We start from the raw sequence: 26,065 nt of genomic DNA, 5'->3' as shown, positions 1-26,065 counted from the left end.
GAAAGGACTCAGTAAAATAGTTACAATGCACTCATAAATCACAACTTACATTTTTTATCCCAAAGAATACTAAGCGAAGATTCTTCGTCCTATGGGATCGTAAATTCCCTTAAATTCCGCAGAGTTCTCCTTTGCCATTTCCAAGGACACTCATAAGCTCCCTCCATATGATTCGCTTCGCACTCGCTCTGGCACTTGCCCTCAGCACGTCTTTCATAACTCCGGCACTCGCCCAAAATGGTTCTTCCAAGCTCTATACTTCGGTCCTGCGTATCGAAGTAGCCACGCAGAATCCCGATTATGAAACACCATGGAATTCCGGTAGATTCGGCGGAGGTATCGGAACCGGATTCCTAGTCGGGAAAAACAAAATCCTTACCAATGCGCATGTGGTATCCAATCAGCAGCGCATCCTGATCACCGTCCACGGCAGCCCGAAAAAATACCCTGCAAAGGTCGATTTCATCGCACACGATTGCGATCTGGCACTCCTTTCCCTCGTCGATTTCTCTGACTTTGAGAATTTCCCTGTATTCCCAATCGGCGAGGTCCCACTCCTAGAGTCACAGGTGACCGTCATCGGCTATCCTGTCGGCGGTGAGCGTCTTTCCGTTACCAAAGGAATCGTCTCCCGCATCGATTTCCAGCCATACTCGCACAGCCGTGCGGATCAGCACCTTGTTGTCCAGATAGATGCAGCTATCAACCCCGGCAACTCCGGCGGACCAGTCCTACAGGACGGAAAAGTCGTCGGCGTAGCCTTCCAGGGGCTTCGCCAGGCAGACAATACCGGATATATCATCCCTACCCCCGTCGTGAACCGCTTCCTGAAAGACATCGCGGACGGCACCTACGATCATTATGCGGAACTCGGCATCAACGAATTCCCCCTGCACAACCCTGCCATGAGAGCAGCTCTCCAGATCCCTAGCGGAGATGAAGGTGTCCTCATTACCAATGTCGTCCCAACGAGCTCGGTTGATGGAATCTTGAAAACAGGTGACATCCTCCTCTCACTCGATGGCCAACCTGTCGACTCCGCCGGCCAAGTCACCGTTGGTGGCGAAAAAGTTAACCTCAATGAAATCGTGGAGCGGAAATACGTCGGCGATACCATCAAGATTCGCTTCCTCAGGGATGGATCCTGGAACGACGTGGAAGTCACCCTGAAAGCGCTTTCTCCATCCAGAATGTATGCGGTCCAGTATGAGAAAAAGCCGCGCTACGTGGTTTTTGCAGGACTCGTTTTCCAGCCTCTCGATACCAATCTCTTCGCTACCTCCAAGTTCCGCGATGTGACTGTCCGTAGACTCTATTCCGACTATGTCCCGAAAGGCATTTTCCAGGAAATGGAAGACATCGTCATTCTCACGCAAATCGAGCAGGATCCTGTCACCTCTCGCATCCCGAATGTGACCGGTCTGGCCGTAGACACGGTAAACGGCACCAAGATCAAGAGTCTCAAACAGCTCAACGAACTACTCACAGCGGAAAACCCACCGGAATTCCACGTATTCGAACTCTACGGTGCCAGCCGCCCGGTCATCATTCCGTCCGCCGATGTGAAGGCTGCCAACGAGCGCGTGCAATCCAGCTACGGGATCTCGAAACTCCAGAATCTAGAGGACTAGAAAATGCCCCGCGTAGCAATCGCACTCGGTTCCAATCTCGGGGATCGGGAAAAAAACATCTCGGCAGCCATCTCCGAGCTGAAAAAACTATCCACCCCCGGCGAGCCGTTCCTTGAAGCCTCACTTCATGATACCGCTCCACAAAACTGTCCGCCGGATTCACCTCGTTTCCTAAACACAGTCATCGATCTCCATTTCACAGGCGATGATCCGCTGCAACTGCTGGAAAAAACCCAAAGTATGGAAACCCGGCTCGGCCGCGCTAACAATCCGATACGCAACGCCCCGCGTATTATCGATATCGACATATTACTCTTCGGCGATACACGGCTGGATCATCCACGTCTCCAGCTGCCACATCCCAGAATTTCCGAACGGCCCTTCGTCCTGCTTCCACTTCAGGAAATCCGCCCGGACCACCGCTAGGATTTCACTCCTGGCCCGGCCAAAACCGAGCGACCGTTCCTCCCGCTCTCAAGAGTCAGTTGTGTGGAAATCCGCTCCTTCAGCGCGGGAACATGGGAAATCAATCCGATCAATTTCCCCTCTCCATTCAGCGAAGCAAGTGCACTCAGGGCGGTATCGAGCGCCTCTTCATCCAGAGTTCCGAAACCTTCGTCCAGAAACAACGAATCCACCCTCACCTTCTCACTCGACATCCTGGATAACCCCAGAGCCAGCGCCAGACTTACGATAAAGCTCTCACCACCCGACAGATTCTTTGTCGAGCGGATCTCACCGGCCTGATAACCATCGATTACCTCCAGATCCAGTGGGCTATCGGCAGAACGAACCAGCTGATAACGCTCATTCATTTTTGCCAGCTGCCGGTTGGCATGCCTTACCATCAGCTCGAAAGTCAGCCCCTGCGCAAAATTCCGGAACTTCTTCCCATCACTTGAGCCGATCAAGCGGTGCAAACTTGACCAACGCGCACATTCCTTCTGCTGCTTTGCCAGAAGCTCACGTTTCTCAGCCAATTTCCCGCGGGCCTCCGCATCCTGCCGTAACTTTTCATCCAGCGCGCCCAGATCCCTTGCATGCTCATCGGCTCTCTGGTTCACATCTGCGATTTCTACCTTCAAAACCTCCAAAGGCTTTTCAGTAACTCTCTTTTCCCTGAGCTCCTTCAAGCGAATTTGAATCTGCCCCTCCTTCGTCTTCAAATCGCGTTGCCCGATGATCAAAGCATTGGATCTCTCAAGCAATTCATCGAAATCCGCATCCTCCATCCCGGCCCCCAGATACTCGGCTTCATTGGCAAATCCTCTGTTCCCGAGTCCCTCTGTAAACATCCCGTTTTGCTTGCCCAGCTTCTCTGAAATGCCCTCCAAAGTCTCTTCATCGTTTGCCTTCAGCGACCGATTCGTTCTGAGCTCACCATCCGCTTTGCTCCACTGCGTAACCGCTGAAGCCGCGGCCTTTTCAGCAGCATCCACCATTTCATCGAACCCCGCCGCATACTCCCGCAAGCTCACTTCCCCTACGATTTCCTTCAATCCACTTCTCGCGCGGTCGATTTCGGCCACGAAACACTCGATCGTCTTCTCAACTCCGGCCTTCTGAAGATTTCGCTCCACCAGGATTTTCCTTTGATGTTCAACCTCCTTCTCAAGAACGGACTTCGCCTCACCCCACTGCCGGGCTTTTTCTCGATGTGACTCCCAGGCATCGCGTTTATCTCTCAGGCTCTCCAGAAGCTCTCCTGAACTCCCAAATTCTCCGTCAATAAAACCGAAACCAGTCAAATCAGCAGCGATCCCACTCCGCATTTCCGAAAGTCTGCCTTGAGCATCTTCCACTTCATCAACTAGCTCTGCACGGCGCTTCTGTTCATTGGAAATTTTCTCCGATTGGGATTTCCAGCGCTCTTCGAACAGTCCCACGGCTGCGCGTTCCTTCTCCAGTTTCATCCGGGTTTCCGATAGCGATCTTTCTCCCAGGGAAAAATTCTTTAAACGGTTCCTGAGCTGCAAAACCTCATTCTCGGTCGCGCTCAAATGAGCCTTCGCTGCCAGCTTCCCTGATGAAAACGGATGTTCCATCGCACCGCAAAGTGGGCACTCCTTACCTTCCACCAGTTTCGCACGTTCTTCGCTAAGACTCACGATCTTCCGTTCCACCTCCAGCTGTTTCACCACGTTCTCCAGCTTTACTTCTAGCTCTTCAGAGGTCAGTCCTCCCAACAATTCAGCCACCACCTTCTCCTGCGCTTGATGAGCTTTTTCCTTCAGTGAAATTTCAACAGCAGCGTTTCGCTTATCCTTCTCCAGTTCGGTCGCAGCCTCATTGAGCACATCGATTCTCTTCTCGATTTCGCTCAGCTCACTTTTTCGCTTTTTCTGCTCCCTGCTGTCATCCTGCCAACGCTCCAGCCTGCTGGAGAGCCCTGAGTAAGCCTCACTCAGCCCTGCCAACTTCGCATTCTCTTCGAGAAAAACCAGCGAAGCAGCCTGCTCCTTCTCACCTTTCCCAAGCTTGTCCTCCAATACTTCAATCGCCGATTCCTCCTTTTCGATAGCCTTCAGCAGTTCCGATAAATCCTCACGAGCTTTTGCCAATTGCTCGCCCTTCCCGGATATCTCCGATTGAAATTGCGACGCCCGTTCTATTTTGGGAGTAGCTGCACTTTTCGCCTCCTTGGCCTTTTTCAAAGCCACTTCACTCAGGTTCTTTTCCTCCAGCCTGACATTCACCGACTTTTCACTCTCGGCAATTTTGTTCGCTGAACTTGCGATTCTATCCCTGAGCGATTTCTCCTCACCGCGCAAACGCCGCAACTCCACAAACAGCGATTCTATCGCCTTCGCTTCTTTCGCTCTCGCGAGAGTTTTCGCCTCCTCCGCAAAATCCTCCATCTTTCTCGCGTGTTCGGCCAATCCTTCCTCGATTTGCTCCAGCTCCTTGCTCTCTCTATTACAGGAAACCACCCAATTTGCAGCAGCCTGCAGCACAGTCAGCTCTTCCTTCACCTTTCCAAACGCCTCGGAGACTTTTGCCCGCGCCTCCGCCGTTGCTTCCAAATCTTCGGCACTCAGCAATACCGTGCCCTCCAGCTGATCCTTCAGAGTCTTGGCCTTCGCATCTTCCGCCCCTTTCCGCTCATGGACCAGAATCGATAGCTCGGAGTAAATCCCCGTCCCGGTAATCTGCTCAAGAATAGGCGCACGCTCATTTGCATTCGATTCCAAAAATTTAGCAAAGCTTCCCTGCGCCAGCATGCTGGAGCGGGTAAACCGCTCGAAATCCATTCCGCAAAGTTCTTCCACCACCTTGGAAACCTTGCTCAGCATATTCTCGAGAACCTTCCCCTCTCCTGCCTCGGAAACCTCATGTTTTGGAGCCTGCAGCTTCCCGTCAGCCTTGTCTCTTGATCGACGCTGACTCCAATGCGCTAGAAAATCCCCTTTTACCGTGGAAAAAAGGAGCTCTGCAAAACATTCACCCGTCTGCCGGCTCATGATTTCATTCCCTGCCGCAGTGATCTTCCCCAGTCGGGGAGTCTGGCCATACAGTGCCAGGCAAATTGCATCCAGAATCGTCGATTTGCCCGAGCCTGTGGGACCTGTAATCGCAAAAATCCCTTCCGATTCATATTCCGGAGCGGTGAAGTCAATGGACCACTCACCTGCAAGCGAGTTGAGATTCTTGAATGTAAGTCGGCGGATTTTCATTCGGCAAAATGGTCGGCTTGGAAATAGGTCTGCATAATTTCGCGAAAACTCTCACGCAGCCCCTCACATTCCTCATCCGGAACTGCGTATGCGACCAGGCATCGCTCGAAAACATCCTCTTCCTTCAATGAGTCCAGCGATTCCGGATCCTCCTCGCTCTCACTTTTCAGAACTCGGGCGCGGGTCTGGTCTATGACCCGTAGAATCTCGATCTCGCTCCCATTAATCGCCTCAAAAAGCTGGTTCCGGAGATCCGACTGACTTTGGGTGCCCGTGTAATTGATCTCCAGCCAAGCACTACTCCCCGCAATTTTTAGCGCTGAAATTTCACCCAGTAATTCATCCAGATCACCTTTGAGACGGAGTAATTGCTGGAAACAAGGAACCACCAGCGACCGAATATTCATCCGCACCGGCTCTCCCGCCTCAGTATCGAAAATCAACACCTTCTTTTGCTGCCCCGTCTCACCGAAACCCATCGGAATCGGAGATCCGGAATAGCGCACATGCTCCGTTCCACCGATTTTCTGCGCCACATGCAGATGCCCCAGAGCTACATAATCGAAAACAGCTGAAAAAGTATCCGCGCCAATCGAACCGAGATTCCCTATATATAAATCCCTCACTCCATCCCCCACCTGTCCTCCACTCGCGAAAAGGTGACCCATCGCGATCACAGGCAGTCTGCTACCTGCCTGCTTCAGCTTCGCCTCCGCCAATTCCGCCAGCCCGTCATAGTGGCTCCGGATGCCCTCCACGATCTTCCGCTCTTTATCGTCGATACTCTCGCCAGCCTCCGCCTTCCGGATATCCCGATCACGCAAGTAGGGCACGGCAGCGACATATGCGTGAACCTCCCCATCCCTGCCCGTCAGTTCGATCAGTTGTTCTTTTATTTCTCCACTCTGCCCCACCACATGCACCCGCATCGATCTCAGCAAAGCCTTCGGCGCATCCAGAAAACTAGGCGAATCATGGTTTCCCGAAGTGATAATAATATGCCGGCAGGCCGTCTGCGCCACCTTCCCGAGAAACTGGTAGTATAACTCCTGTGCCCGGTTGCTGGGCATACGTGTGTCGAAAATATCCCCCGCCACCAGCAACACGTCGATTTTCTGTTCGGATATTTCACCAAGCAACCACTCCAAAAAGCGCGAGTGCTCCTCATAGCGCTTCCTCCCATGGAGCATCCGCCCGATGTGCCAGTCTGCCGTGTGAAGAAATCGCATAGGTCCGCGAATACTGCTCACCAACCCGGATCAGAGGCAATCGCGAAGCAGCCCAATCTTCGCTTGCAGCACTCCCTCACCTCCCCATCTTGAACCATGGCGAAAACATTTCTTCTAATCGGTGGCAACTCCGGGATCGGGCTTGAGACGGCTAAAATGCTACAACACCAGGGAGCAAATCTGATTGTCGCGTCCCGCTCCAGCGATCAGCTTTCAAAGCTTGGAATCCAGACACAAGCTTTCGACGCGGAAAACCCATCCCAACTCGATCTTCCGGACCAACTCGATGGCCTGATCTACTTCCCCGGCACCATCAATTTGAAGCCTTTTCACCGCTTAACATCCGATGATTTCAAAAAGGAATTTCAGATCAATTTCCTCGCAGCAGTAGATATAATACAGCAAGCGCTGCCGGCACTGAAAGCCGCTCCCACCGCATCCATCGTTATGTTCTCCACCGTAGCCGTGGCCCAAGGCATGCCATTTCACGCGTCGATTGCATCCTCCAAGGGAGCGATAGAAGGCCTTACAAAATCCTTGGCTGCCGAATTCGCACCGAAAATCAGGGTAAACGCAATCGCTCCAGCCCTGACCGATACTCCTCTCGTCGCACACCTGTTGGGGAACGATGCCAAGAGGGAAGCATCCGCAAAACGTCACCCGCTCCAAGCCGTCGGAACGGCGAAGGATGTTGCCACCATCGCCGCCTACCTGCTCTCTGATGCGTCGAAGTTCATCACCGGCCAGATCCAACGCCCGGATGGCGGCCTCTCCACCGTCAGAACGTTCTGATCTATACTCACCGTGAAATTAGCCACACTCACCTCCGCCGATATTGGATCGATGGAGAAACTAGCCCGCGTCCAGTTCGTTAATTCCTTCCCGGGCCCAAAACCGATTTCCTTGGTCGGAACCATCGACGAGCAGGGAAATACAAATCTCGCGCCGTTCTCCAGCGTCACCCACCTGGGATCAGACCCAGCGATCATCGGATTGGTCTCCCGCCCCGATCTGGTGGATCGCCATACACTCTCAAACATACTCGCCACCCGCTCCTATACTATTAACCATGTCCATTCCGGCATCCTGGAGCAGGCCCACCAATGCTCCGCCAGATACTCTCGGGATGTCTCGGAATTCTCGGCGACAGGCCTTACCCCGCATTTTGAAAAAAATATCAAAGCTCCTTTCGTAGCCGAGGCCCGTTTCCGCTACGCACTGGAATTGGCGGAAATCATACCAATACCCACGAACAATACCGTTTTGATCGTAGGAAAAGTAACCTTGGTCCAGTTTGAGGAAAAACACCTGTCTTCCGATGGATCGCTCGATCTCGTCGGACTGGACTCCCTTTCCTCCACCGCCCTAGATACCTATTTCCAGCCGTCCAATGCCGTCCGCCTATCTTACGCAAAACCAGAACCAAACCCCTGATTGCTAATTTTCATGGAATTCTTCGGATTTCCCCAAAATTTGTCTTGTCCATAACTCAATTTTCATCCAAGTTCCGCGCCCGCCCGAAAAACGGGCAACCCGTAACACGCCATACCATGTCAGTTTCTCTCCGTCTCAACCGCAAGGGCACCAAAGATCGCCCATACTACAAAATCGTAGCCGTCGATAGCCGTAAACGTCGCGACGGTCGTTACATTGAGCAAATTGGCACCTACAACCCGCTTGCAGAAGGCACAAACTACGAGATCGATCTCGAAAAAGCCGATAAGTGGCTCTCAGTTGGCGCTAAGCCTTCCGAAACTGTAAACAGTTTCATCCGCAAGGCACGCACAGCTGCCACCAAGTAACTTTTCGGAGTTCACACAAAGTTTCAAAACAACCGCGCGCCTCTCAAGGCCGCGGTTGTTTTCGTTTATAGATCCGCCACCATCAGCAATATGGATATGGAGACAATCGAGCAATTTATGGCCCGCGCACTTCACCACCCTGAAAAGGGTTACTATGCACGGAACATCCGCTCCATCGGCTCCCGCGGAGATTTCACCACAACACCCCAGATCTCCGATGTTCCAGCAAAAGCCATTGCCTCCTGGGCCGCGCGGGCGATGCGGAAATACAGAACATGGAACCTTATAGAGGTGGGCCCTGGATTGGGCACACTGGCCAGCCAAGTCTATCGAAACCTGCCGTTATTTACCCGAATCCGCACCAAGCTCCATCTGGTGGAATCTTCTCCATCCCTGGGATCACATCAGCGTGACCATCTCGGCAAAAGGGCCACCTACCACTCCACAATCCACGAAGCCCTCAAAGCATGCCAGGGCAACGCTATCATCTACTCGAACGAGCTCGTAGATGCCTTTCCAGCGCAAGTTTATGAAAAGACGCAATCCGGGTGGCAGCAGGTAGCTCTGCAAAACGATGGCGATTTCGTCCGGGAAATTTTCCTTCCCACGGATGAGCTCCCCTCTTCCTCCATCTTTACTGAATCTTACAAAATTGGACAAAGAGTCGAAGTCCACGAAAGCTATCACAAGTGGCTCAAAACATGGCTGCCAACTTGGACGAATGGTGAGATGTTGACCATCGACTACGGCGACACAGCGGAAAACCTCTACAAGCGAAAACCCAACGGCTCGCTGAGAGCATATTTTTACCATAATTTACTGGAAGGCCCCGCCGTCTTTCAAAATCCCGGTCACCAGGATATTACGGCTGACGTCAATTTCTCGGATCTGCATGAATGGTCCGATCCGTGGCTCCACTCCGCACTTTCCGGAAAATTCTCTATGTTTATTGAACCATATATTTCACCGGAAACTCATCATCTGTATGCGGCTGCAAATTTCTTTTCATTCATCATCCAAGGCACCCGCAACGGACCCGAACAAAAATAAGCTAATTTTCTGATTCCGTCTGTTGACACCACGCCACAGCTTGACCAGTCTAAAAACCTACAAGCAGGTGTTGTTCTCATCACCAAACCCAAAAATCCACCTTCAAGTAAACCTACCTGTGTTCTCAAACGAAGACTATCTCGCAGAACTTCTCACCGAGGCTAACGCCATCAACGAGGAGCAAGTCAATGAAGCCCGCGCATCTCTTAGCTCAGGCGAAACCATCATCGAGCACCTGCTCGCCAAAACTGAACTCACCCAAGCCCAGGTTGCGGAAATACTCGCTGCTAATGCGAGTATCCCTTTTGTCGATCTGAGCATGAGCGCCATCGAACCGGAGGCCATCGAGGTTGTTTCCGAGGATGTTGCCCGCCGCTACCGTGCGATTCCTATTTCAGATGACGGGATGTATCTCACCGTCGCTGTTGCGGATCCATTGGATTTCGAAACCCTCGACAGCCTACCACACGTGATCGGACGGGAACTCAACCTCGTCTGCGCGACCACAAGTGACATCAACAATCACTTGATGAAGTTCTACAATGTGGAATCGGAGACAACGCAATCCGCTGATGATCTCTTCCAGGTTTCCACCGGAGACGCGGAAGCAGGATCAGAATCCGCGGACGCTCCGATTATCCGCCTTGTCCAGCAGATGCTGACCGAAGCCTTTCGTCTCCGCGCGTCGGATATCCACATCGAGCCGCTTGAAACATCTGTTCGAATCCGTTACCGCCTGGATGGTAAGCTTATCCATGTGGATACCCACCCCAAGAAATTGCTTCCGGCGATCATTGCCCGTTTGAAGGTTATGAGCGGCAGCATGTCGATCGCGGAAAAACGCCTTCCCCAGGACGGTCGGATCCAGCTAAAAATGGGAGAAAAGGAAGTCGACCTCCGGGTATCTTCCGTACCTTCGAATCATGGAGAATCCATCGTCATGCGGATTCTGGATAAAACTGCCCTTCTCCTCGGTCTTCCAGAGCTCGGATTCTTCTCCGATGACCAAGCACAGTTTGAGCAACTACTAGGCCTCCCCGACGGAATCATTCTGGTCACGGGACCTACTGGTTCGGGTAAAACCACTACGCTCTACGCTTGCCTTAACGTCATCAACAAACCGGATAAGAAGATCATCACGGTGGAAGACCCGGTCGAGTATGAGCTTCCCGGTATCAATCAGGTCATGGTTAAGGCCGATATCGGCATGACCTTTGGAAACGCCCTCCGCGCCATGCTTCGTCAGGCACCGAACATCATCATGATCGGGGAGATTCGGGACGCCGAAACAGCGAACATCGCCATCAACGCATCCCTCACCGGTCACCTTGTTTTCTCAACCCTTCACACCAACGATGCCCCATCCGCCGTTGCACGTCTTGCTGACATCGGCGTAAAACCTTTCCTCATCGCCTCCGCAGTTCGCTCTATACTTGCACAGCGCCTCGTTCGGAAGCTTTGCCCGATCTGTAAGACTCCCGCAGAGTTGGATGAAAAGGAAATGCGTGCACTCAATCTCGATCCCGGTCGCATGGCCGAGGCTTCGATCTTCGGACCTGCCGGCTGTGAAAAATGCCGCAGCAATGGTTTCCGCGGTCGTATGGGTATTTTCGAACTTTTCAATATCGATGATGAAGTCCGCTCCATGATCAACGGAGAACTTACCACCGGTCAACTTCGCCGCCGTGCACGGGAACTCGGAATGCGCACCCTTCGTGAGGACGGTATCCGTAAAGTTCTATCCGGCCTTACATCAGCCCAGGAAGTCATCCACGCAACCATGGGTGACCTCGACTAATTTCACTTTTTAAAGCCTTCCAAAGACCCAAAAATGGACAATAGCCAACTTTTAGACATTTTCCAATCTCGCGGGATGATCGACGCATCACTTGCGGACGAAATCCTGGCGGAAATCGAAAACAGCGGAAAAACTGTTCCTGAACTTCTCGCCGATTTCCAGGTTATCGAATCGAAAGACGATGTCTGGCCAGTCGTAGCCTCCGAACTTGGCGCCACTCTCGTGGAACTGAGAAACTGGACGCCACCACCAGCACTTCTCAGCCTGGTTCCAGCAGGCACAGCCAGACTCCATGGAGCATTTCCCGTAAATTACGATGATCAGGGCCTTCACGTAGCACTCGTCGATCCGCTCAATCCTCAAACCGTTGAGGATCTGCGTTTCGCCCTCGATAAGGAAATCATCGTGGTCGTCGCTCCCGACTACCTCGTAGAAGCAAAGATCAACGAATGCTACGGCGGTGAGGGAAAAGCGATGGATGACATCCTCTCCCAGCTCGACCTGAGTGCACAGGACTTCGATCCGGCAAACGCGGAAGCCGAGGCTAATTCCGCTCCAATCGTCCGTTATGTGGACCTGGTCCTCTACCAGGCCATTAAGGAAAAAGCTTCCGACATTCACTTCGAACCATTCGAAACCGATTTCAAGATCCGCTACCGGGTTGACGGCGCACTCTACGAGATGGCTCCGCCGCCGGTCCATCTTGCCCTGCCAATTCTTTCCCGCGTGAAGGTTATGGCAAACATGAACATCGCGGAGCGTCGTGTTCCCCAGGATGGACGTATTGTTAAGCAAATCGGCGAAAAGCAGGTCGATATGCGGGTATCCACCCTACCTACCCACCACGGTGAATCCGTCGTGCTCCGGGTTTTGGACAGATCTTCGGTCAACCTTTCCCTCGAAAATCTTGGTCTCCCTGCGGATATCTACGAATACATCGGAGAAACTATCGAAAAGCCCAATGGGATTTTCATTGTCACCGGCCCTACAGGTGCAGGAAAGACAACCACACTCTACGCCGGTCTCCGCCGCATCAATACCATCGACGCCAAGCTTCTTACCGCGGAAGACCCGGTTGAGTATGACATCGATGGCATTATCCAGATTCCGGTAAATGAAGCCATTGGTCTCGACTTCCCGCGCATCCTGCGTGCCTTCCTGCGTCAGGACCCCGACCGTATTATGATCGGGGAAATGCGGGACAAGGACACCGCAACCATTGCCATTCAGGCTGCACTGACCGGTCACTTGGTTCTCTCCACACTCCACACCAACGATGCCCCGGGCGCTGTTACCCGTCTAATTGACATGGGTTGCGAGCCGTTCCTCGTCGCGGCGTCTCTCGAAGGTGTCCTCGGTCAACGTCTTGTCCGTACCATATGCAACGACTGCCGCACTCCCTATGAGCCGAATGAGGCTATCCTCAGCCAGCTGGGAGTTTCTCCACACGAACTTGGGGATAAACAGTTCTTCACAGGATCTGGCTGCGAAGTCTGCGGACAATCCGGCTACAAGGGTCGTGCAGGTCTTTACGAGCTTTTGAATGTCTCGGAACCTATCCGCGAACTTATTACCAACCGTGCTCCTAGCGTGGTTCTTAAGCAAAAAGCGATCGAACTAGGGATGAATACCCTTCGCGAGGATGGATTACGAAATATCTATCTCGGAAAAACCACCATCGAGGAAGTACTGAAATACACCTAGGTGTTTCGCATCTCGTTTAGAAAACACAGGTTTCAGAGAAATTCTCTTTTCTCCAAAAAAATCGTTTTTCCAATCGCCAAGCATACCCCGATCCTCTTTTATTTTTAAAAACCACCGAATCTACAAAAAATCCCCATGGCAAAATTCAATTACACTGCCCTAGACGCTAAAGGTGAACAAACCGATGGCGCCGTCTCTGCCGCCTCCGAGGCGGAAGCAGTTCAGAAACTCCGCGCGCAAGGCCTCTACCCCACCCAAATTGTGGAAGAAGGCAAAGGTAAGCCAATCGTCTCGAAAACAGCCAAGAAAAAGAAGAGCTCGGGTCTTAATATGACCATCGGCAAGCCGAAGGCGACTGTTAAGCCGAAGGTTCTCATGGTCTTCACCCGCCAGTTGGCTACTCTGATTGATTCCGGCCTTCCCCTGCTCCGTTCTCTCACTGTTTTGGGTAAACAAGAGCCAAACCCGGCTCTCAAGAAAACCATCGGCGCGCTCGCTGATTCAGTCCAGGGCGGATCTACTTTCTCGGAATCGCTCGCCCAGCACCCGAAGATGTTCAATAAACTCTATGTGAACATGGTCAAAGCCGGCGAGCTCGGCGGTGTTCTCGAGGTTGTTCTCAATCGTCTTGCCGAGTATCAGGAAAAAGCACAGAAGCTTAAGAACAAGATCGTATCCGCAATGGTCTATCCGGCTATCGTTATGTTCATTGCCGTGGCGATCCTCGTTTTCCTCATGGTATTCATCGTTCCGAAATTCAAGGAGATGTTCACCGAAACCGACTCGGAACTTCCTACAATTTCCAAAATCGTGTTCGGTTTCTCGGAATTCTGCCTTTCACGCACAGCCGCTCTTCCGAATATCGTATGGGTATTTATCGGTTGCGGTATTATCTATGCCATCTTCAATTCTATCGGTAAAACCAAGGGTGGTCGCAAGTTCATCGATAAAACAAAGCTTCATCTACCGGTCTTCGGAGATATCCAGCGCAAGTCCGCGGTTTCCCGGTTCGCCCGGACACTTGGCACACTCGTTACCTCCGGTGTTCCGATTCTTCAGGCACTGAATATCACCCGTGATACTGCCGGCAACGTCATCATCTCGGATGCGATTTCCAAGGTCCACGAAGCGGTCAAGGAAGGTGAATCCATTGTCACCCCGCTCTCCTCCAGCGGAGTGTTCCCAAACATGGTTATCTCCATGGTGGACGTGGGTGAGGAAACCGGCCAGTTGCCTGAAATGCTTCTGAAAGTCGCTGATGTTTACGATGACGAGGTAGACAATGCCGTCACCGCCCTCACCTCTATCCTTGAGCCTATCATGATCGTGGTTCTGGCCCTGGTTGTTGGTGCGGTTGTTTTCGCCCTCTTCCTACCATTGATCAAAATGATCTCCACCATGAGTGAGCAGTAAATTGCCGAAAGTGGATGAAAATTCCACTGTAAGCAGTATCTTCTTTTCCGGATAAAACTCCTGAAAAAAACTTCTACAAACCCATGAAAAATAATTTCCCATCATATTCTCGCAAGGGCTTCACCCTTGTCGAAATGCTCGTCACCATCACGATTATCGTGATTCTCGCAGGTCTGTCTCTTGGCGGTTACAACTACGTGAACGCCAAGCAGGCCCGCTCCAAAGCTGAAATCCAAATTAAACTTCTGGAAAACGGTCTCGAGGAATACAAATTTGAGAACGGAGACTATCCGGATAGTACCGGTGCAAGTTCCGACCTGTATGAAGCGCTCTATTGGGATACCGATCTTGATGGAGATGGTGCTGATACCGACGATGATCAAAAAATCTTTGTTGCTGACCTGAATCCTGATGCCAATGGCCAAGGATGGACTAACGGAGAAGGCGCTACTGCTACTATCGAAGATCCTTGGGGTAATGAATATATCTACGTGGCGCCGGGTGTGAATAATCCGGATTTCGACCTCCACTCCATGGGACCGGACGGTCAATCGGACACTGAAGACGACATTACCAACTATTGATTTCCTAGGCCTTCCTATTTCTTCTTTCGCCACAAGCCAGTCTTTGCTGTTCAGGCTTGTGGCTTTTCATTTTATCACCTCCACTTTCACTATATGTCAGACGAAACTAATTCAGCCGGTGAAGAGCCGGTAGCAGAAACTACCCCGGCCCCAAAAGTCCGTCGTATTTCCAACAAACTCCCGCGCAAAGCCGCAAAGAAAGCAGCCAAGCCACGTAAAAAGACAGAAGTTCCAATTGAGGAATTCACATCCAATGATGTGCAACCGGAAGAACCGTCCGTAGAATCTCCACCAGCTTCCGAGGAAGCTGCAACAACGGAAGAACCAAAACGCCCGAACCGTCGTCGCAGTCGCAGCTCAAAAGGTAAATCCAAACCAGCGGAACAAGAGGAGAACGCAGAGTCCGACTCCCAGAATCACGAATCGCCGGTAAATGAGGAGACAATCAATCTTGCTCCAGACTCGAACGAGGAGAAGCCTAACCCGCAATCCCAACGCGAAGGTGGCCGCCGCAAACAAAATCAGGATCGTAACAACCGATCAGAGCGTCCTGAAAAGCAACGTCGCCGCGTAGACCCTGACAAAGTCGCCAAGAACGCATGGAAAATCTTCCTAGCTGAAGTCAGCGAAGAAGGAGTTGCCCTCATTGGGGACAACGATGCACGCGAGCTTGCGCGCCGCTGCTTCCGTCTGGCGTCTATCTTCCTTGAAGAAGAAGATCGTAGGCAATAAACACAATAAAGGGCGACACATCGTCGCCCTTTCATTTTCACTTTCCTACTGCTAGCCGGCAAAATTTGGAGACTCGGCCTCCTACTACTACACTTCTACTAGTTTCGCATCGGACCTTAGGAGGGCTTTCATCAGTGTATCCCTACGTAGGATATTACGAAGCTCATATCCGCTTACTCCTTCCAATCGAAGATGAGCGCAAAGTAGGCACCGCAGTCGATAGAACGGCAGATAATGGTCCGCCTCCAGTTCCTCCCTACAACTTACAAAACGTCTGAGGGTCACTTTCCAGTCGTTTTCGGATAACAGGGACTGACGTAGATCCAGTAATTCATCCCACTTGAATTGGGCTGTCAGTGGAAACATTTCCTCCACCACTTTTGCGGCGGAATCGCGCCAGGATTGCTCGGTTTTTGAAAGACTACTCATTTTTCGTTGCGTCAATCTAGCTTAATGAGATTGTATCGCAACAACAAATTATTCTTAGTATTTTGTGACAGCGCTGCGTGTGTCTGCCTCTCCGATTTCTGGCACGGTCTGGGAAATCCCTTCGATTTTCTCACATACGAGGGTCCACTTCTTGTCCGACCAAGCGATCGGTTTCGGCATTTTCTTACGGAATCTTGCAAGTCTGGCTTTGGCGTCGTCCCGCATGCTCAGCGGAAGCTCACCTATCGCTTTTGCAGCGATTTCCGCGCTATCCACATGATGACAGATCATCGCCAGGTCGTTCCCCGCGCGGATCGCCATTTTCACATCTTCCCCCCGTCCATACCTTTCGCGTATTGCCCCCATATCCAGGTCATCGGTCATGACCAGATGTCGATCGAAGCCAAGTTGACCCCGCAGCCAGTCGGTTACGATGGTTTTTGAGAGCGATGCGGGGAAATCGGGATCAATTTGGGGGAAAGTGACATGTGCCAGCATGATTGCATCCAGTTCCGGCATCAGTGCAGTATACGGTAGCACGTCTTCCTTCATCAGTTCCTCCTTGGTCGCATTGGACGATGGGAGATCCTCGTGCGGATCGGATTTCGCCCTCCCACAGGCGGGAAAGTGTTTTCCGCAGCCCAGCATACCACGCTTTCTCATCCACCTGTTCCACATACCCGCCCGGTTGATCACATCCTGGCAATCCCGCCCCCAGCAACGTTGGTTCAGTCCATTCTGAACCTCCGGAAAATGCTCCAAATCGAGAACCGGCGCATAATTAAGATTAAAACCCAGCAGCTTCAGCACCTCCGCGGTTGCCTCCCCGCCTCTCGCTATCTGCTCCATATCATTCAGCTTCGCGAAAGCCGAAGCAGACGGCAACGAAGGAGCAAATTCCCGCGTGCGCTCCACTCTCCCCCCCTCCTGATCAATGGAAATAATCGGCTCATCATAGCTCAGGCTCCGCAAATCATCGGTCAGCTTTCTTGTCTGCGCCGCCGATTCGATATTCCTGCTGAATAAAATATATCCCGCCGGATTCAGTTTCCGGAAAAGTGTCTCCTCTTCCTTCGTCAACTCCGTTCCCCGAACACCCAGCAGCAGCAACTCACCATCCATTCCAGCGAGAAGAAGGTATCGACAGCTGGATTGCAATACAGATTCCCCGCCAACCATTTGAAACACCAGCCTAGCGATGCCATGATGGTCCATGAGCACAGAGAAGAGTCCGTTTCCCATCAATGACCAATACCCCCCTATCGAAGACTACGGCATCATTGGCGATCTCCGCACCGCCGCCCTCGTCGGTCCCAGAGGCTCCATCGATTTCATGTGTTTCCCCGAGTTTGATTCCCCATCGATCTTCTGCGCGAATGCGGATCGTGAAAAAGGAGGTCGCTTCCAGATCGAGCCTCTTATCCACGATCCCAATGAAAAGCACATGTATCTCCCAGATACAAATGTCCTCCTGACCCGCCACTTGTCGGAGGAAGGTGTAGCGGAAATTTCCAACTACATGGTGCTGTCCGCCGATGACGATGATTCCGAACAGGCACTCGTCCGCCGCGCAAAGTGCGTCATCGGCGAGGTCCGTTTCCGCCTGATTTTCGCACCTAGATTCGATTATGCCCGCGCCAAGCACACCGCTTCCAATGAATGCGAACACGTCATCGTATTTCGTTCGAAAGGCCCGGATGAGCTTAATCTCCGCCTGCACGCTTCCATCCCCATCGATATCGTGGAGGGAGATGCCTATACCGAATTCACCCTGAAAGCCGGGGAGCACGCCACCTTCGTTATGGAGGAAGTGAGAGAAGGCGATGAAAGCCCTTGCGGAGATGAAGACTACTCCTCTGATTCCTTTAAGAAAACCTGCGATTACTGGCGCTCCTGGATCGCCCGCTGCACTTACAATGGCCGCTGGCGGGAATCCGTCCACCGCTCCGCACTCGCTCTAAAGCTACTTACCTCCAAGAAGCACGGATCCATCATCGCAGCACCGTGCTTCGGCTTCCCGAATGACGTCGGCGGAGAGCGGAACTGGGACTACCGCTACACCTGGCTTCGCGATGCATCCTTCACCACTTACGCGCTCATGCGCCTTGGCTATACCGAGGAGGCGGAGGCGTTCACCCACTGGCTGGAGAAACGAATCGAGGAAACCAAAGACGGGGATTCACTCCAGATCATGTATCGCATCGATGGCTCCCAGCTCGATGGCGAACTCCACCTCGATCACCTTGAAGGCTATATGAAATCCAAGCCTATCCGCATCGGCTCCACCAATCACGATCAGCTCCAGCTCGATATCTTCGGAGAAGTTTTGGATTCCATTTACCTCTACGATAAATACGGCTCACCCATCTCCAGCGCCCTCTGGAAGAAACTGCAGAAACTCATCACTTTCGTCTGCGATCATTGGAAGGATAAGGATGTAGGTATCTGGGAAGTCCGCGGCGGAGCTCAGGAGTTTCTCTACTCCCGGCTAATGTGCTGGGTAGCTTTGGATCGCGCCATCCGCCTCTCCAATAAACGCGCCCTACCCGCCCCCATCGATGAATGGCGGAAAATACGTGACGAGATCTATAACGATATCTTCGAAAATTTCTGGGACGAAGAACAGGGAGCCTTCGTCCAATACAAAGGCACCACCGCCCTCGACGCATCCACCCTCATGATGCCTCTCGTCCGCTTCATCAGCCCCACTGATCCGAAATGGCTCTCCACTCTCGAGGCCATAGAAAATGACTTGGTCGAGGATTCACTCGTCAAGCGCTACCACGTCGGCAAAGCCTTCGATGATGAACTGAGTGGCACGGAAGGCAGCTTCTCCATCTGCTCGTTCTGGTATATCGAGTGTGTTTCGCGCTCCGGGGATCTGCAGAAAGCCCGCCACCTCTTCGAGAAAATGCTCGGCTACTCCAATACCCTCGGTCTTTTCTCCGAGCAGCTGGGGAAAAAGGGGGAATTCCTCGGAAATGTCCCTCAGGCATTCACCCACCTCGCCATGATTAGCACAGCCTTCGAGCTCGATCGCAGGCTCTCGAAGTGTTCCTCCAGTAGAGTCAGCGGTGGCATGGGCTAGCCTTCCTCCTGGTAAACGGGAAACCCGCGTGGCCATTCCTCGCTTTTTCCGGCTCTTTCCTATTCCCATTTCCGGAATCTCGTTCCAATCTCCCGCCATGCGCCTCGCCGATACCTTTTCTTCACTCAAAGCCAACGATCAGAAAGCCTTCATCGCCTACGTTGCCGCCGGAGATCCGACCTTCGGGAAATCCCTCGAAGTCATGCACGCCCTAGCCGAGGCAGGCGCGGATATCATCGAGCTCGGCCTTCCGTTCTCGGATCCGCTGGCGGACGGTATCGTAAACCAGATGGCCGCCGATCGCGCCCTGAAGTCGGGAATGACCACCGCCAAAACCTTGGAGCTCATCTCCGCTTTCCGGGAGAAAAATGATAAGACCCCCATCGTCCTCTTTACCTACCTGAACCCGATTTTCACCTACGGCTTCGGGAAGTTCCAGGCAGACGCGGTCTCCGCGGGCGCGGATGGCATCCTTCTTCTCGATCTCCCGCCGGATGAAGCCTCGCTCTCCGCTGATCTCGCTTCTAACAAACAGCTCTCGCACATCCGCCTCATCGCGCCATCCACCCCACCGGAACGTGTGAAATTCCTCGCCGAGCAATCGGAAGGCTTCATCTATGCACTTTCCCGCACCGGCGTCACCGGCGGACACAGTGCACCGTCCGAAACCATTCCGGCACAAGTCGCTGCCATCAAGCAATACACGGAGACTCCAGTCTGCGTCGGCTTCGGCATATCTACCCCGGAGCAGGCAGCATCCGTCGCCCACGCCTGTGATGGCATCATCGTGGGCTCAGCGATCGTGAAACAGGTGGAAAACAATATCGCGAATCCGGCCGAAGCAGTAAAATCCTTCACCACCCCTCTCATCCAGGCCATCCGGAAGTAAGGCTTGCAACCGCTACGCCATCTTGTCCTGAGCTCCCTCCGGCATCAGAGATCACACTCTGCAAAATACTCACGGAGCAGCTGAAAATGCCGCCCGAAACAAGCCGAATAACTCGTCTTGAATTCTCCCCGTGCCCACCCCATCTTCCCGCCTCTAGCCGGGAAGCTCATCTCAGCAGTCTCTCCCGGTAAAACATAGAATCTACCTTTTACCCCTATGCTCCTCCACTTCTACAAAATGAATGGCGCCGGTAACGATTTCATCGTCATCGATAACCGCGATCTCTCAATTTCCCTCGATGAAGACACCATCGCCGCTCTCTGTGATCGCCATCGTGGCATCGGTGCGGATGGCCTCCTCGCCGTAGAACCTGCAGAACACGGTGCCGACTTCAAATTCCGCTACTACAATGCTGATGGTGGCGAAGCGGAAATGTGCGGAAACGGTGCCCGCTGCTTCGGTTTCTTCACCGCACATCTCGCGGACACGGAGGAACTCCCTACCAGCGTCTCCTTCGAGACCATCGCCGGCACGCTCACCGCTGACCTTGTCGATGAAGAAGTCCGCATCGCCATGTCGGACCCGAAGGATCTCGAGCTGAAAGCTCCGATCCGTATCGAAAATTTTCACACGGACATCCATTTCCTCAATACCGGAGTTCCCCACGCTGTCAGCTACGTGGAAGACCTTGATGCTTGTGACGTCATCACCCACGGCCGTGCCCTCCGCGAGCACCCGCATTTCGCACCTGCCGGCACCAATGCGAACTTCGCCCAGGTTCTCGCACCGGATCACATCGCTATCCGCACCTACGAGCGCGGCGTAGAGGATGAGACTCTCGCCTGCGGCACCGGAATGGTCGCCTCCGCCCTTATCCACAATCTCCTCACCGGAGCGGAATCCCCTATCAAAGTGGATGTCGCAGGTGGCGATACACTCACCATCGGCTTCGAGAAAGTCGATGACACCACCTTCAAAAACGTGACCCTTACCGGTCCAGCGGATTACGTCTTCGAGGGCGAAATCGAAATCTGATCACCTTCATATGAAAAAAGGATGCCGTAGGTGTAACAATACGGTATCCTCTGCCGTATTACGTCTCGCAGGTGGTTCCTGCGTTACCTACCCGTTTTCATGAAAATCCTCATCCGCGCTGCTATTCCCTTGGCGATCCTTATCGTCGGCATCATTGCGTGGAAATGGCTCTCCACTCCCGTGGAACCGCCGAAACCCCGCCATCGCGAGAGGAAACTCATCAAAACTGAAAAAATTGTCCTCCATCCGGATGATTACCCCGTCTATCTCGATAGCCAGGGCTCCGTGGCCACCCACCAGTCCGCTACCATCACCCCACTCGTCTCGGGCACGGTTATTGAGATTTCAAAATCCTTCGAGGACGGAGCCTTTTTCAAAAAAGGAGAAATCCTTCTCAGCCTCGATCCAGCGGATCTCAAGACGGCCGTCTTCGCCGCGGAATCCGGTCTCGCCCGTGCGGAAGCAGCCCTCATCCAGGAGCAGGCTCGCGCAAAACAGGCCCGTCTGAACTGGCAGGACCTGGGCTACGAGGATGAGCCTTCCCCACTCGTCATGCGCGTCCCGCAGCTCCGCGAGGCAGAAGCAAACGTCAGCTCCGCCCTCGCCAACCTTGAGCAGGCAAAACGCAATCTCGAGCGCGCCGATGTCCGCGCCCCGTTCGATGGTCGCGTTAATACCCGCCTCGTCGGCCTCGGCCAAGCAGTCGGTGGCACCACCCCTCTCGGTGAAATTTTCGCCACAGATACCGCGGAAATTCGCCTTCCACTCGCACCCGCCCAACTCGGATTCATCGATCTCCCGGATGACGAATCGGATAAACCCGTCGATGTCGTCCTCACCGATGCTTTGACCAATCCGGAAGGCCCGCCCACTCATCAGTGGCACGCCCAGATTATCCGGACGGAGGGCACGCTCGATCCGGACTCACGCGAACTCTTCGCCATCGCCCGTATCAATGATCCTTTCAGCCTCAAGTCGGATCTTCCGCAGCTTCGCATCGGCCAGCCGCTCCGCGCACAGATCTCCGGCATTGTCCTGGAGGAAGTATACGTCATCCCCCGTACCGCCATGCGCGGTCTCAATCGCGTTTTCCTCATCAACAAAGAAGATCCTGCTGAGCCGAAGATCAATAAACACACCATCAGCCCCGTCTGGTCGAACAGCGAGGTAATCGTCGTCCGTAACGATATCAATCCCGGCGATTGGCTTGCTAGCTCCCGACTGCCTTACGCCCCGGATGGTGCTCCCGTCGAAATCGTCACACCTCCCCCTGCGGAGGAAGAAGTAGCCGCTCCTGAAAAGGAACAGTCGAAAAAAAATCGCAGCGGCTCTAGGCATTATGGCGGCTAATCGTTAGCGTCCCCACGTGCTTCCTATTCACGAAATCGCCGATGACCTGCGCAAAGCAGCATCCGCAAATCAACGCATACTCCTTACCGCACCCACCGGCTCCGGTAAATCCACCGAAGTCCCCGGCCTCATCGCGGACCTCCCGGAAATCGAAGGCCGTGTGATCGTCATCGAGCCCCGCCGCATGGCCGCACGCCTACTCGCAGGTTACGTCGCAGGGAACCGCAAAACACCTCTCGGCCAGGAAACCGGCTACGCCGTCCGCTTCGATGCAAAATACGGACCCAAGACGAAAATCCTCTACCTCACCGATGGTATCTTCCAGCGCATCCTTCAGGAAAACCCCACCCTCGAAGGCATCTCCGCTGTCATTTTCGATGAATTCCACGAACGCCGTCTCGCCGTCGATATCGCTCTCGCCCGCTGCCTGAATCTCACGGAAGACCAGCGCCCGGACCTCCGCCTCGTCGTCATGTCCGCCACTCTGGAAACGGATAGCCTCGACACCTACATGGCCCCTGTCCGGAAACTCGCAGCCGGTGGTCGCACCTTCCCCGTGGAAATTCTCCACCGCCCCCATCGCCCCGCCCAGGGGCACCGTCAGGCAGGCCCACAGCGGGAGATCCCCATCTGGGATCAGACCGCCGCCCTCACGCGCGATGCCATTTCCCTCCCGGATCCCGGCAACATTCTCATCTTTCTTCCCGGCACCCACGAGATCCGCCGCACCATCGAGATCCTCGAAAACACCGCCGCCTGCCGCACCTTCGAAATCTTTCCCCTCTACTCCGCACTCGCACCCGCGGAGCAGGAAAAAGCCATCCGCCCCTCGGATAAGCCCAAGATCATCGTCGCCACCAACGTTGCGGAAACATCACTCACCATCCCCGGCATCCGCACGGTCATCGATTCAGGGCTTGCCCGCTCATCCTCATTCGATCCGCGCCGCGGTATCAATACCCTCCTCATCAAGAAAATTTCCCGAGCCGCCGCAGATCAGCGCGCCGGCCGTGCAGGACGCACCGCACCCGGCCGCTGCCTACGCCTTTGGAGCACCGGAGACCACGCCCGACGCGATCAATTCGAAGCCCCCGAAATCCACCGGATCGATCTCGCCGAAGCCGTTCTCCTTCTCAAATCCGCCGGTGTGGAAGAACCCCGGGGTTTCCGCTGGCTGGATGCACCCACCCCCCACTCATTGGAGAAAGCCGAGCAACTCCTCCGCGAGCTCCACGCTACCACTCCCAGCGGCCAGCTCACCGAAACCGGCAGCGAAATGGCAAAACTCCCCCTCGAGCCACGCTTCTCCCGCCTCCTCATCGCCGGCCGGGAGCATGGCTGCTATGCGGAAACCGCCTTCATTGCCGCAGTCGTTCAAGGGGAAGGCATCTTCGCCAAAGGCAAAAACGCCACCGGCCGCAAGGACTTCATCTTCCCGGATGATCCATCGGACTTCGCAGGTGAATACCGCGCCTTCGAGTCCGCGGAAGCCATGAAATTCGATCCCCGCCGCCTCGTCTCCCTCGGCGTCCACGCCCGGGGCTCCCGTGATACCGCCCAAATCTTCCACCGCCTCCTCCAGCTCTCTTCCGGCGGGAAACTCCCGGCCATCGATTTTCATAAAAACAGGGAAGCCGTTGCCAAATCCATCCTCACCGCCTTTTCGGATCAGCTCGCCATCCGCCTGAACCAAGGGAACCTCGCCTCCCGCCTCGTCGGGAACCGCCGTGGAAAACTCGATGATCAATCATGCGCCCGCCAGGCCACCGCCTTCGCCGCCTGTGAGATCACCGAAGTCGAAGCCCGCGAGACCATCACCCACCTCCGCCTCGCCACCCCCGTGGAGCTTCCTTGGCTGGAGGAGCTTTTCCCGGATGAGATCCAGTCCATCGATGGCGTCAGCTACGATGAATCACGCAGAAGGGTAATTCGCCTTCAGCAGAAAACCTTCCGCGATCTCGTTCTCGAGTCCAATCAATCGGATCAGAACGTCCCCCTTGATGATGCCGCGGAACTCCTCGCAAAACGTGTCCTCAGCGGCGAGCTCGTCCTCAAGAACTGGAACTCCGAGGTAGAGCAATTCACCCATCGTCTTTCCTGCATTTCCACCTGGATGCCGGAACTCGAGCTGCCCACCTGGGGGGAGGAAGACCGCATCGCCGCCATCTCCCAGATCTGCCACGGCGCCATCTCCTACAAGGAAATCAAAAATGCCCCCGTCTGGCCCGTCCTCAACGATTGGCTCTCCAGCTACCAGCGCCACCTCCTCGATACCCACTGCCCGGAGCGCATCCGCCTGGCCTCCGGCCATAGTCCGAAGATCACCTACCACGCGGAGAAGGATCCATTCATCTCCACCAAGCTCGCCCAGCTCGTCGGCACCAACACCACCCCCACCATTTGCCAAGGCCGCATCCCCCTACTCATCCACATCCTCGCGCCCAACCAGCGCCCCTGGCAGATGACCAAAGACATCCCGAACTTCTGGGAGAACGGCTACCCGCAGATGAAAAAGGAACTCGCCGGCCGCTACCCGCGCCACCCCTGGCCCTAGCGTGGTAACGCGCCGTATTTCCGGTTGCACTATCCACCTCCCCGTCCAACCGTTTTCCATGAAATCATACGCAACCAACACAAAAGTGAAGTGGTCATGGGGCAACGGAGAGGCCGCCGGAAAGGTCCGCAAGGTTTACCACGAATCCATCACCAAAACCCTCAAAGGCTCGGAAATCACCCGCAAAGGCACCGATGACAACCCCGCCTACCTGATCGAACAGGACGATGGCGACGAAGTCCTCAAACTCCACTCCGAGCTCGAAAAGGACTCCTGATACCATCAGAAATCCCTGAACCCCGGCTTCGGAATTGATCCACTACGTTCTCTGAACGCCACCTACCACCGGATTGGCTGATACACACTTGATCCCTAAATAACTTCGGGAGCTGTTCTGCGTCTTTCATTCTCTGATGATATCCTACAGCCGAAGCTCTCATTTATTTGTTCAAACAGCGCAACCACTCCAGCAGCTAATCGCCATCAGGCATAGGCGCCTCTGACCGATAGCACTTCCCCATACCTGTATCTCATCTTATCTTTTGTATAAGAAAACCAACCTGTCGATCCTCATGCGCCTCCTTGCAAGCATCATTCTTTCCGCCGCCATCTGGATGATTCTGCCCCTGGCCTTCGAGTTGGACGCGGTCGATACACGCACTTCCCGTGGCTGGGAAATCTTCCTGGAAGAGTTACCTATCTACCTTGCCAGGTGGTACGGCGTCTTCGTATTGGTCGCCGCCGTCATGCACAAGGCCTTCGCAGGAATCACACTCCGGCTCAGCCGATGGGAATTCTTCGCGTTCCCGCTGCTCTCACTGTTCTGCGCCACCGTCGCCTTCTCGGTTTTCTGGTATAGCCTCATCGATCGCATATCACCGGCAGACTTCGTCTACCCACTGCTAGGCAGCCTATACCTCATCCTCTGGAAAATGATCTGGATCACTTACCCCCTTGCCCTCGCCAACCAATGGCTCATCCGGTGTCTACTGCATCCACTCCGGCCCTGCGTCCCACACCCTATGGTGAAAAGCGATGGCCTCATCCACCGCATACTTTTATATCTGGGAAAGAGAGTCTAGCAGCTAGGAAAAGAATCGAAA

The 26,065-nt window shown here is 53.9% G+C and carries 22 protein-coding genes; 18 read left to right on the top strand and 4 right to left on the bottom strand.

What is annotated here, in order from left to right; all coding sequences use genetic code 11:
* Positions 1-167 precede the first annotated feature (167 nt).
* Together AAGA79_RS06375 and folK are read left to right on the top strand one after the other, a co-directional pair.
* Positions 168-1,631 carry a trypsin-like peptidase domain-containing protein gene (locus AAGA79_RS06375; RefSeq protein ID WP_411827940.1) on the top strand — a complete coding sequence of 488 codons (1,464 nt, stop codon included), beginning with the start codon at positions 168-170 and terminating at the stop codon, positions 1,629-1,631.
* A 3-nt stretch (positions 1,632-1,634) separates the two neighbouring features.
* Positions 1,635-2,057 (top strand): 2-amino-4-hydroxy-6-hydroxymethyldihydropteridine diphosphokinase, encoded by a 423-nt coding sequence (gene folK / locus AAGA79_RS06370; RefSeq protein ID WP_411827939.1) that lies wholly within the window; start codon positions 1,635-1,637, stop codon positions 2,055-2,057.
* Here folK and AAGA79_RS06365 read toward each other — a convergent pair.
* Both AAGA79_RS06365 and AAGA79_RS06360 read right to left on the bottom strand, forming a co-directional pair.
* Positions 2,054-5,305: an AAA family ATPase gene (locus AAGA79_RS06365; protein WP_411827938.1), complete on the bottom strand. Its 3,252-nt coding sequence runs from the start codon at positions 5,303-5,305 to the stop codon at positions 2,054-2,056. The genes folK and AAGA79_RS06365 overlap by 4 nt on opposite strands.
* Entirely contained in the window at positions 5,302-6,534 is a 1,233-nt protein-coding gene (locus AAGA79_RS06360) for an exonuclease SbcCD subunit D C-terminal domain-containing protein (protein WP_411827937.1), read from the bottom strand. Before AAGA79_RS06360 ends, AAGA79_RS06365 begins: the two co-directional genes overlap by 4 nt.
* Before the next feature lie 96 nt (positions 6,535-6,630).
* On the opposite strand from AAGA79_RS06360, the gene AAGA79_RS06355 reads away from it, so the two are divergent.
* The 9 genes from AAGA79_RS06355 (at position 6,631) to AAGA79_RS06315 (ending at position 15,617) form a co-directional block, all read left to right on the top strand.
* On the top strand, positions 6,631-7,326 hold the full coding sequence (locus tag AAGA79_RS06355) for an SDR family NAD(P)-dependent oxidoreductase (protein ID WP_411827936.1): 696 nt from the start codon (positions 6,631-6,633) through the stop codon (positions 7,324-7,326).
* Positions 7,327-7,338: 12 nt separating this feature from the next.
* Positions 7,339-7,968: a flavin reductase family protein gene (locus AAGA79_RS06350; protein ID WP_411827935.1), complete on the top strand. Its 630-nt coding sequence runs from the start codon at positions 7,339-7,341 to the stop codon at positions 7,966-7,968.
* 116 nt (positions 7,969-8,084) lie between these two features.
* Positions 8,085-8,336 (top strand): 30S ribosomal protein S16, encoded by a 252-nt coding sequence (rpsP, locus tag AAGA79_RS06345; protein ID WP_411827934.1) that lies wholly within the window; start codon positions 8,085-8,087, stop codon positions 8,334-8,336.
* Positions 8,337-8,426: 90 nt separating this feature from the next.
* Positions 8,427-9,386: an SAM-dependent methyltransferase gene (locus AAGA79_RS06340; RefSeq protein ID WP_411827933.1), complete on the top strand. Its 960-nt coding sequence runs from the start codon at positions 8,427-8,429 to the stop codon at positions 9,384-9,386.
* 118 nt (positions 9,387-9,504) lie between these two features.
* A complete protein-coding gene (locus AAGA79_RS06335; RefSeq protein ID WP_411828217.1) occupies positions 9,505-11,184 on the top strand; it encodes a GspE/PulE family protein in 1,680 nt (559 codons plus the stop codon).
* A 33-nt stretch (positions 11,185-11,217) separates the two neighbouring features.
* A complete protein-coding gene (locus AAGA79_RS06330; RefSeq protein WP_411827932.1) occupies positions 11,218-12,888 on the top strand; it encodes a GspE/PulE family protein in 1,671 nt (556 codons plus the stop codon).
* Positions 12,889-13,023: 135 nt separating this feature from the next.
* The gene (locus AAGA79_RS06325) at positions 13,024-14,301 is read left to right on the top strand and encodes a type II secretion system F family protein (protein WP_411827931.1); all 1,278 of its coding nucleotides are present in this window, start codon (positions 13,024-13,026) and stop codon (positions 14,299-14,301) included.
* Positions 14,302-14,384: 83 nt separating this feature from the next.
* A complete protein-coding gene (locus AAGA79_RS06320) occupies positions 14,385-14,885 on the top strand; it encodes a type II secretion system protein GspG (protein WP_411827930.1) in 501 nt (166 codons plus the stop codon).
* 93 nt (positions 14,886-14,978) lie between these two features.
* On the top strand, positions 14,979-15,617 hold the full coding sequence (locus AAGA79_RS06315) for a hypothetical protein (protein WP_411827929.1): 639 nt from the start codon (positions 14,979-14,981) through the stop codon (positions 15,615-15,617).
* An 87-nt stretch (positions 15,618-15,704) separates the two neighbouring features.
* Here AAGA79_RS06315 and AAGA79_RS06310 read toward each other — a convergent pair whose 3' ends face one another.
* Both AAGA79_RS06310 and nagZ read right to left on the bottom strand, forming a co-directional pair.
* Positions 15,705-16,046: a hypothetical protein gene (locus AAGA79_RS06310; protein ID WP_411827928.1), complete on the bottom strand. Its 342-nt coding sequence runs from the start codon at positions 16,044-16,046 to the stop codon at positions 15,705-15,707.
* A gap of 54 nt (positions 16,047-16,100) precedes the next feature.
* Positions 16,101-17,261, bottom strand: coding sequence for a beta-N-acetylhexosaminidase (nagZ, locus tag AAGA79_RS06305; protein WP_411827927.1), 1,161 nt, complete (start codon positions 17,259-17,261; stop codon positions 16,101-16,103).
* Here nagZ and AAGA79_RS06300 point away from each other — a divergent pair.
* From AAGA79_RS06300 to AAGA79_RS06270, 7 genes are all read left to right on the top strand, one after another.
* The gene (locus tag AAGA79_RS06300; protein WP_411827926.1) at positions 17,260-19,134 is read left to right on the top strand and encodes a glycoside hydrolase family 15 protein; all 1,875 of its coding nucleotides are present in this window, start codon (positions 17,260-17,262) and stop codon (positions 19,132-19,134) included. The genes nagZ and AAGA79_RS06300 overlap by 2 nt on opposite strands.
* 97 nt (positions 19,135-19,231) lie before the next feature.
* The gene (gene trpA, locus AAGA79_RS06295) at positions 19,232-20,023 is read left to right on the top strand and encodes a tryptophan synthase subunit alpha (protein WP_411827925.1); all 792 of its coding nucleotides are present in this window, start codon (positions 19,232-19,234) and stop codon (positions 20,021-20,023) included.
* Positions 20,024-20,239: 216 nt separating this feature from the next.
* Positions 20,240-21,058: a diaminopimelate epimerase gene (gene dapF / locus AAGA79_RS06290; protein WP_411827924.1), complete on the top strand. Its 819-nt coding sequence runs from the start codon at positions 20,240-20,242 to the stop codon at positions 21,056-21,058.
* Between the two features lie 99 nt (positions 21,059-21,157).
* Positions 21,158-22,408 carry an efflux RND transporter periplasmic adaptor subunit gene (locus AAGA79_RS06285; protein ID WP_411827923.1) on the top strand — a complete coding sequence of 417 codons (1,251 nt, stop codon included), beginning with the start codon at positions 21,158-21,160 and terminating at the stop codon, positions 22,406-22,408.
* Between the two features lie 16 nt (positions 22,409-22,424).
* Complete coding sequence (hrpB, locus tag AAGA79_RS06280; protein WP_411827922.1) at positions 22,425-24,962, top strand: ATP-dependent helicase HrpB; 2,538 nt, start codon at positions 22,425-22,427, stop codon at positions 24,960-24,962.
* A 58-nt stretch (positions 24,963-25,020) separates the two neighbouring features.
* Entirely contained in the window at positions 25,021-25,239 is a 219-nt protein-coding gene (locus AAGA79_RS06275) for a DUF2945 domain-containing protein (protein WP_411827921.1), read from the top strand.
* A gap of 295 nt (positions 25,240-25,534) precedes the next feature.
* Entirely contained in the window at positions 25,535-26,044 is a 510-nt protein-coding gene (locus AAGA79_RS06270; RefSeq protein ID WP_411827920.1) for a hypothetical protein, read from the top strand.
* Positions 26,045-26,065: the final 21 nt, after the last annotated feature.

The organism is Luteolibacter sp. AS25 (genome assembly GCF_046736275.1).
Classification (GTDB): Bacteria; Verrucomicrobiota; Verrucomicrobiia; order Verrucomicrobiales; family Akkermansiaceae; genus Luteolibacter.
This window is presented reverse-complemented; position numbering and strand designations above follow the sequence as displayed.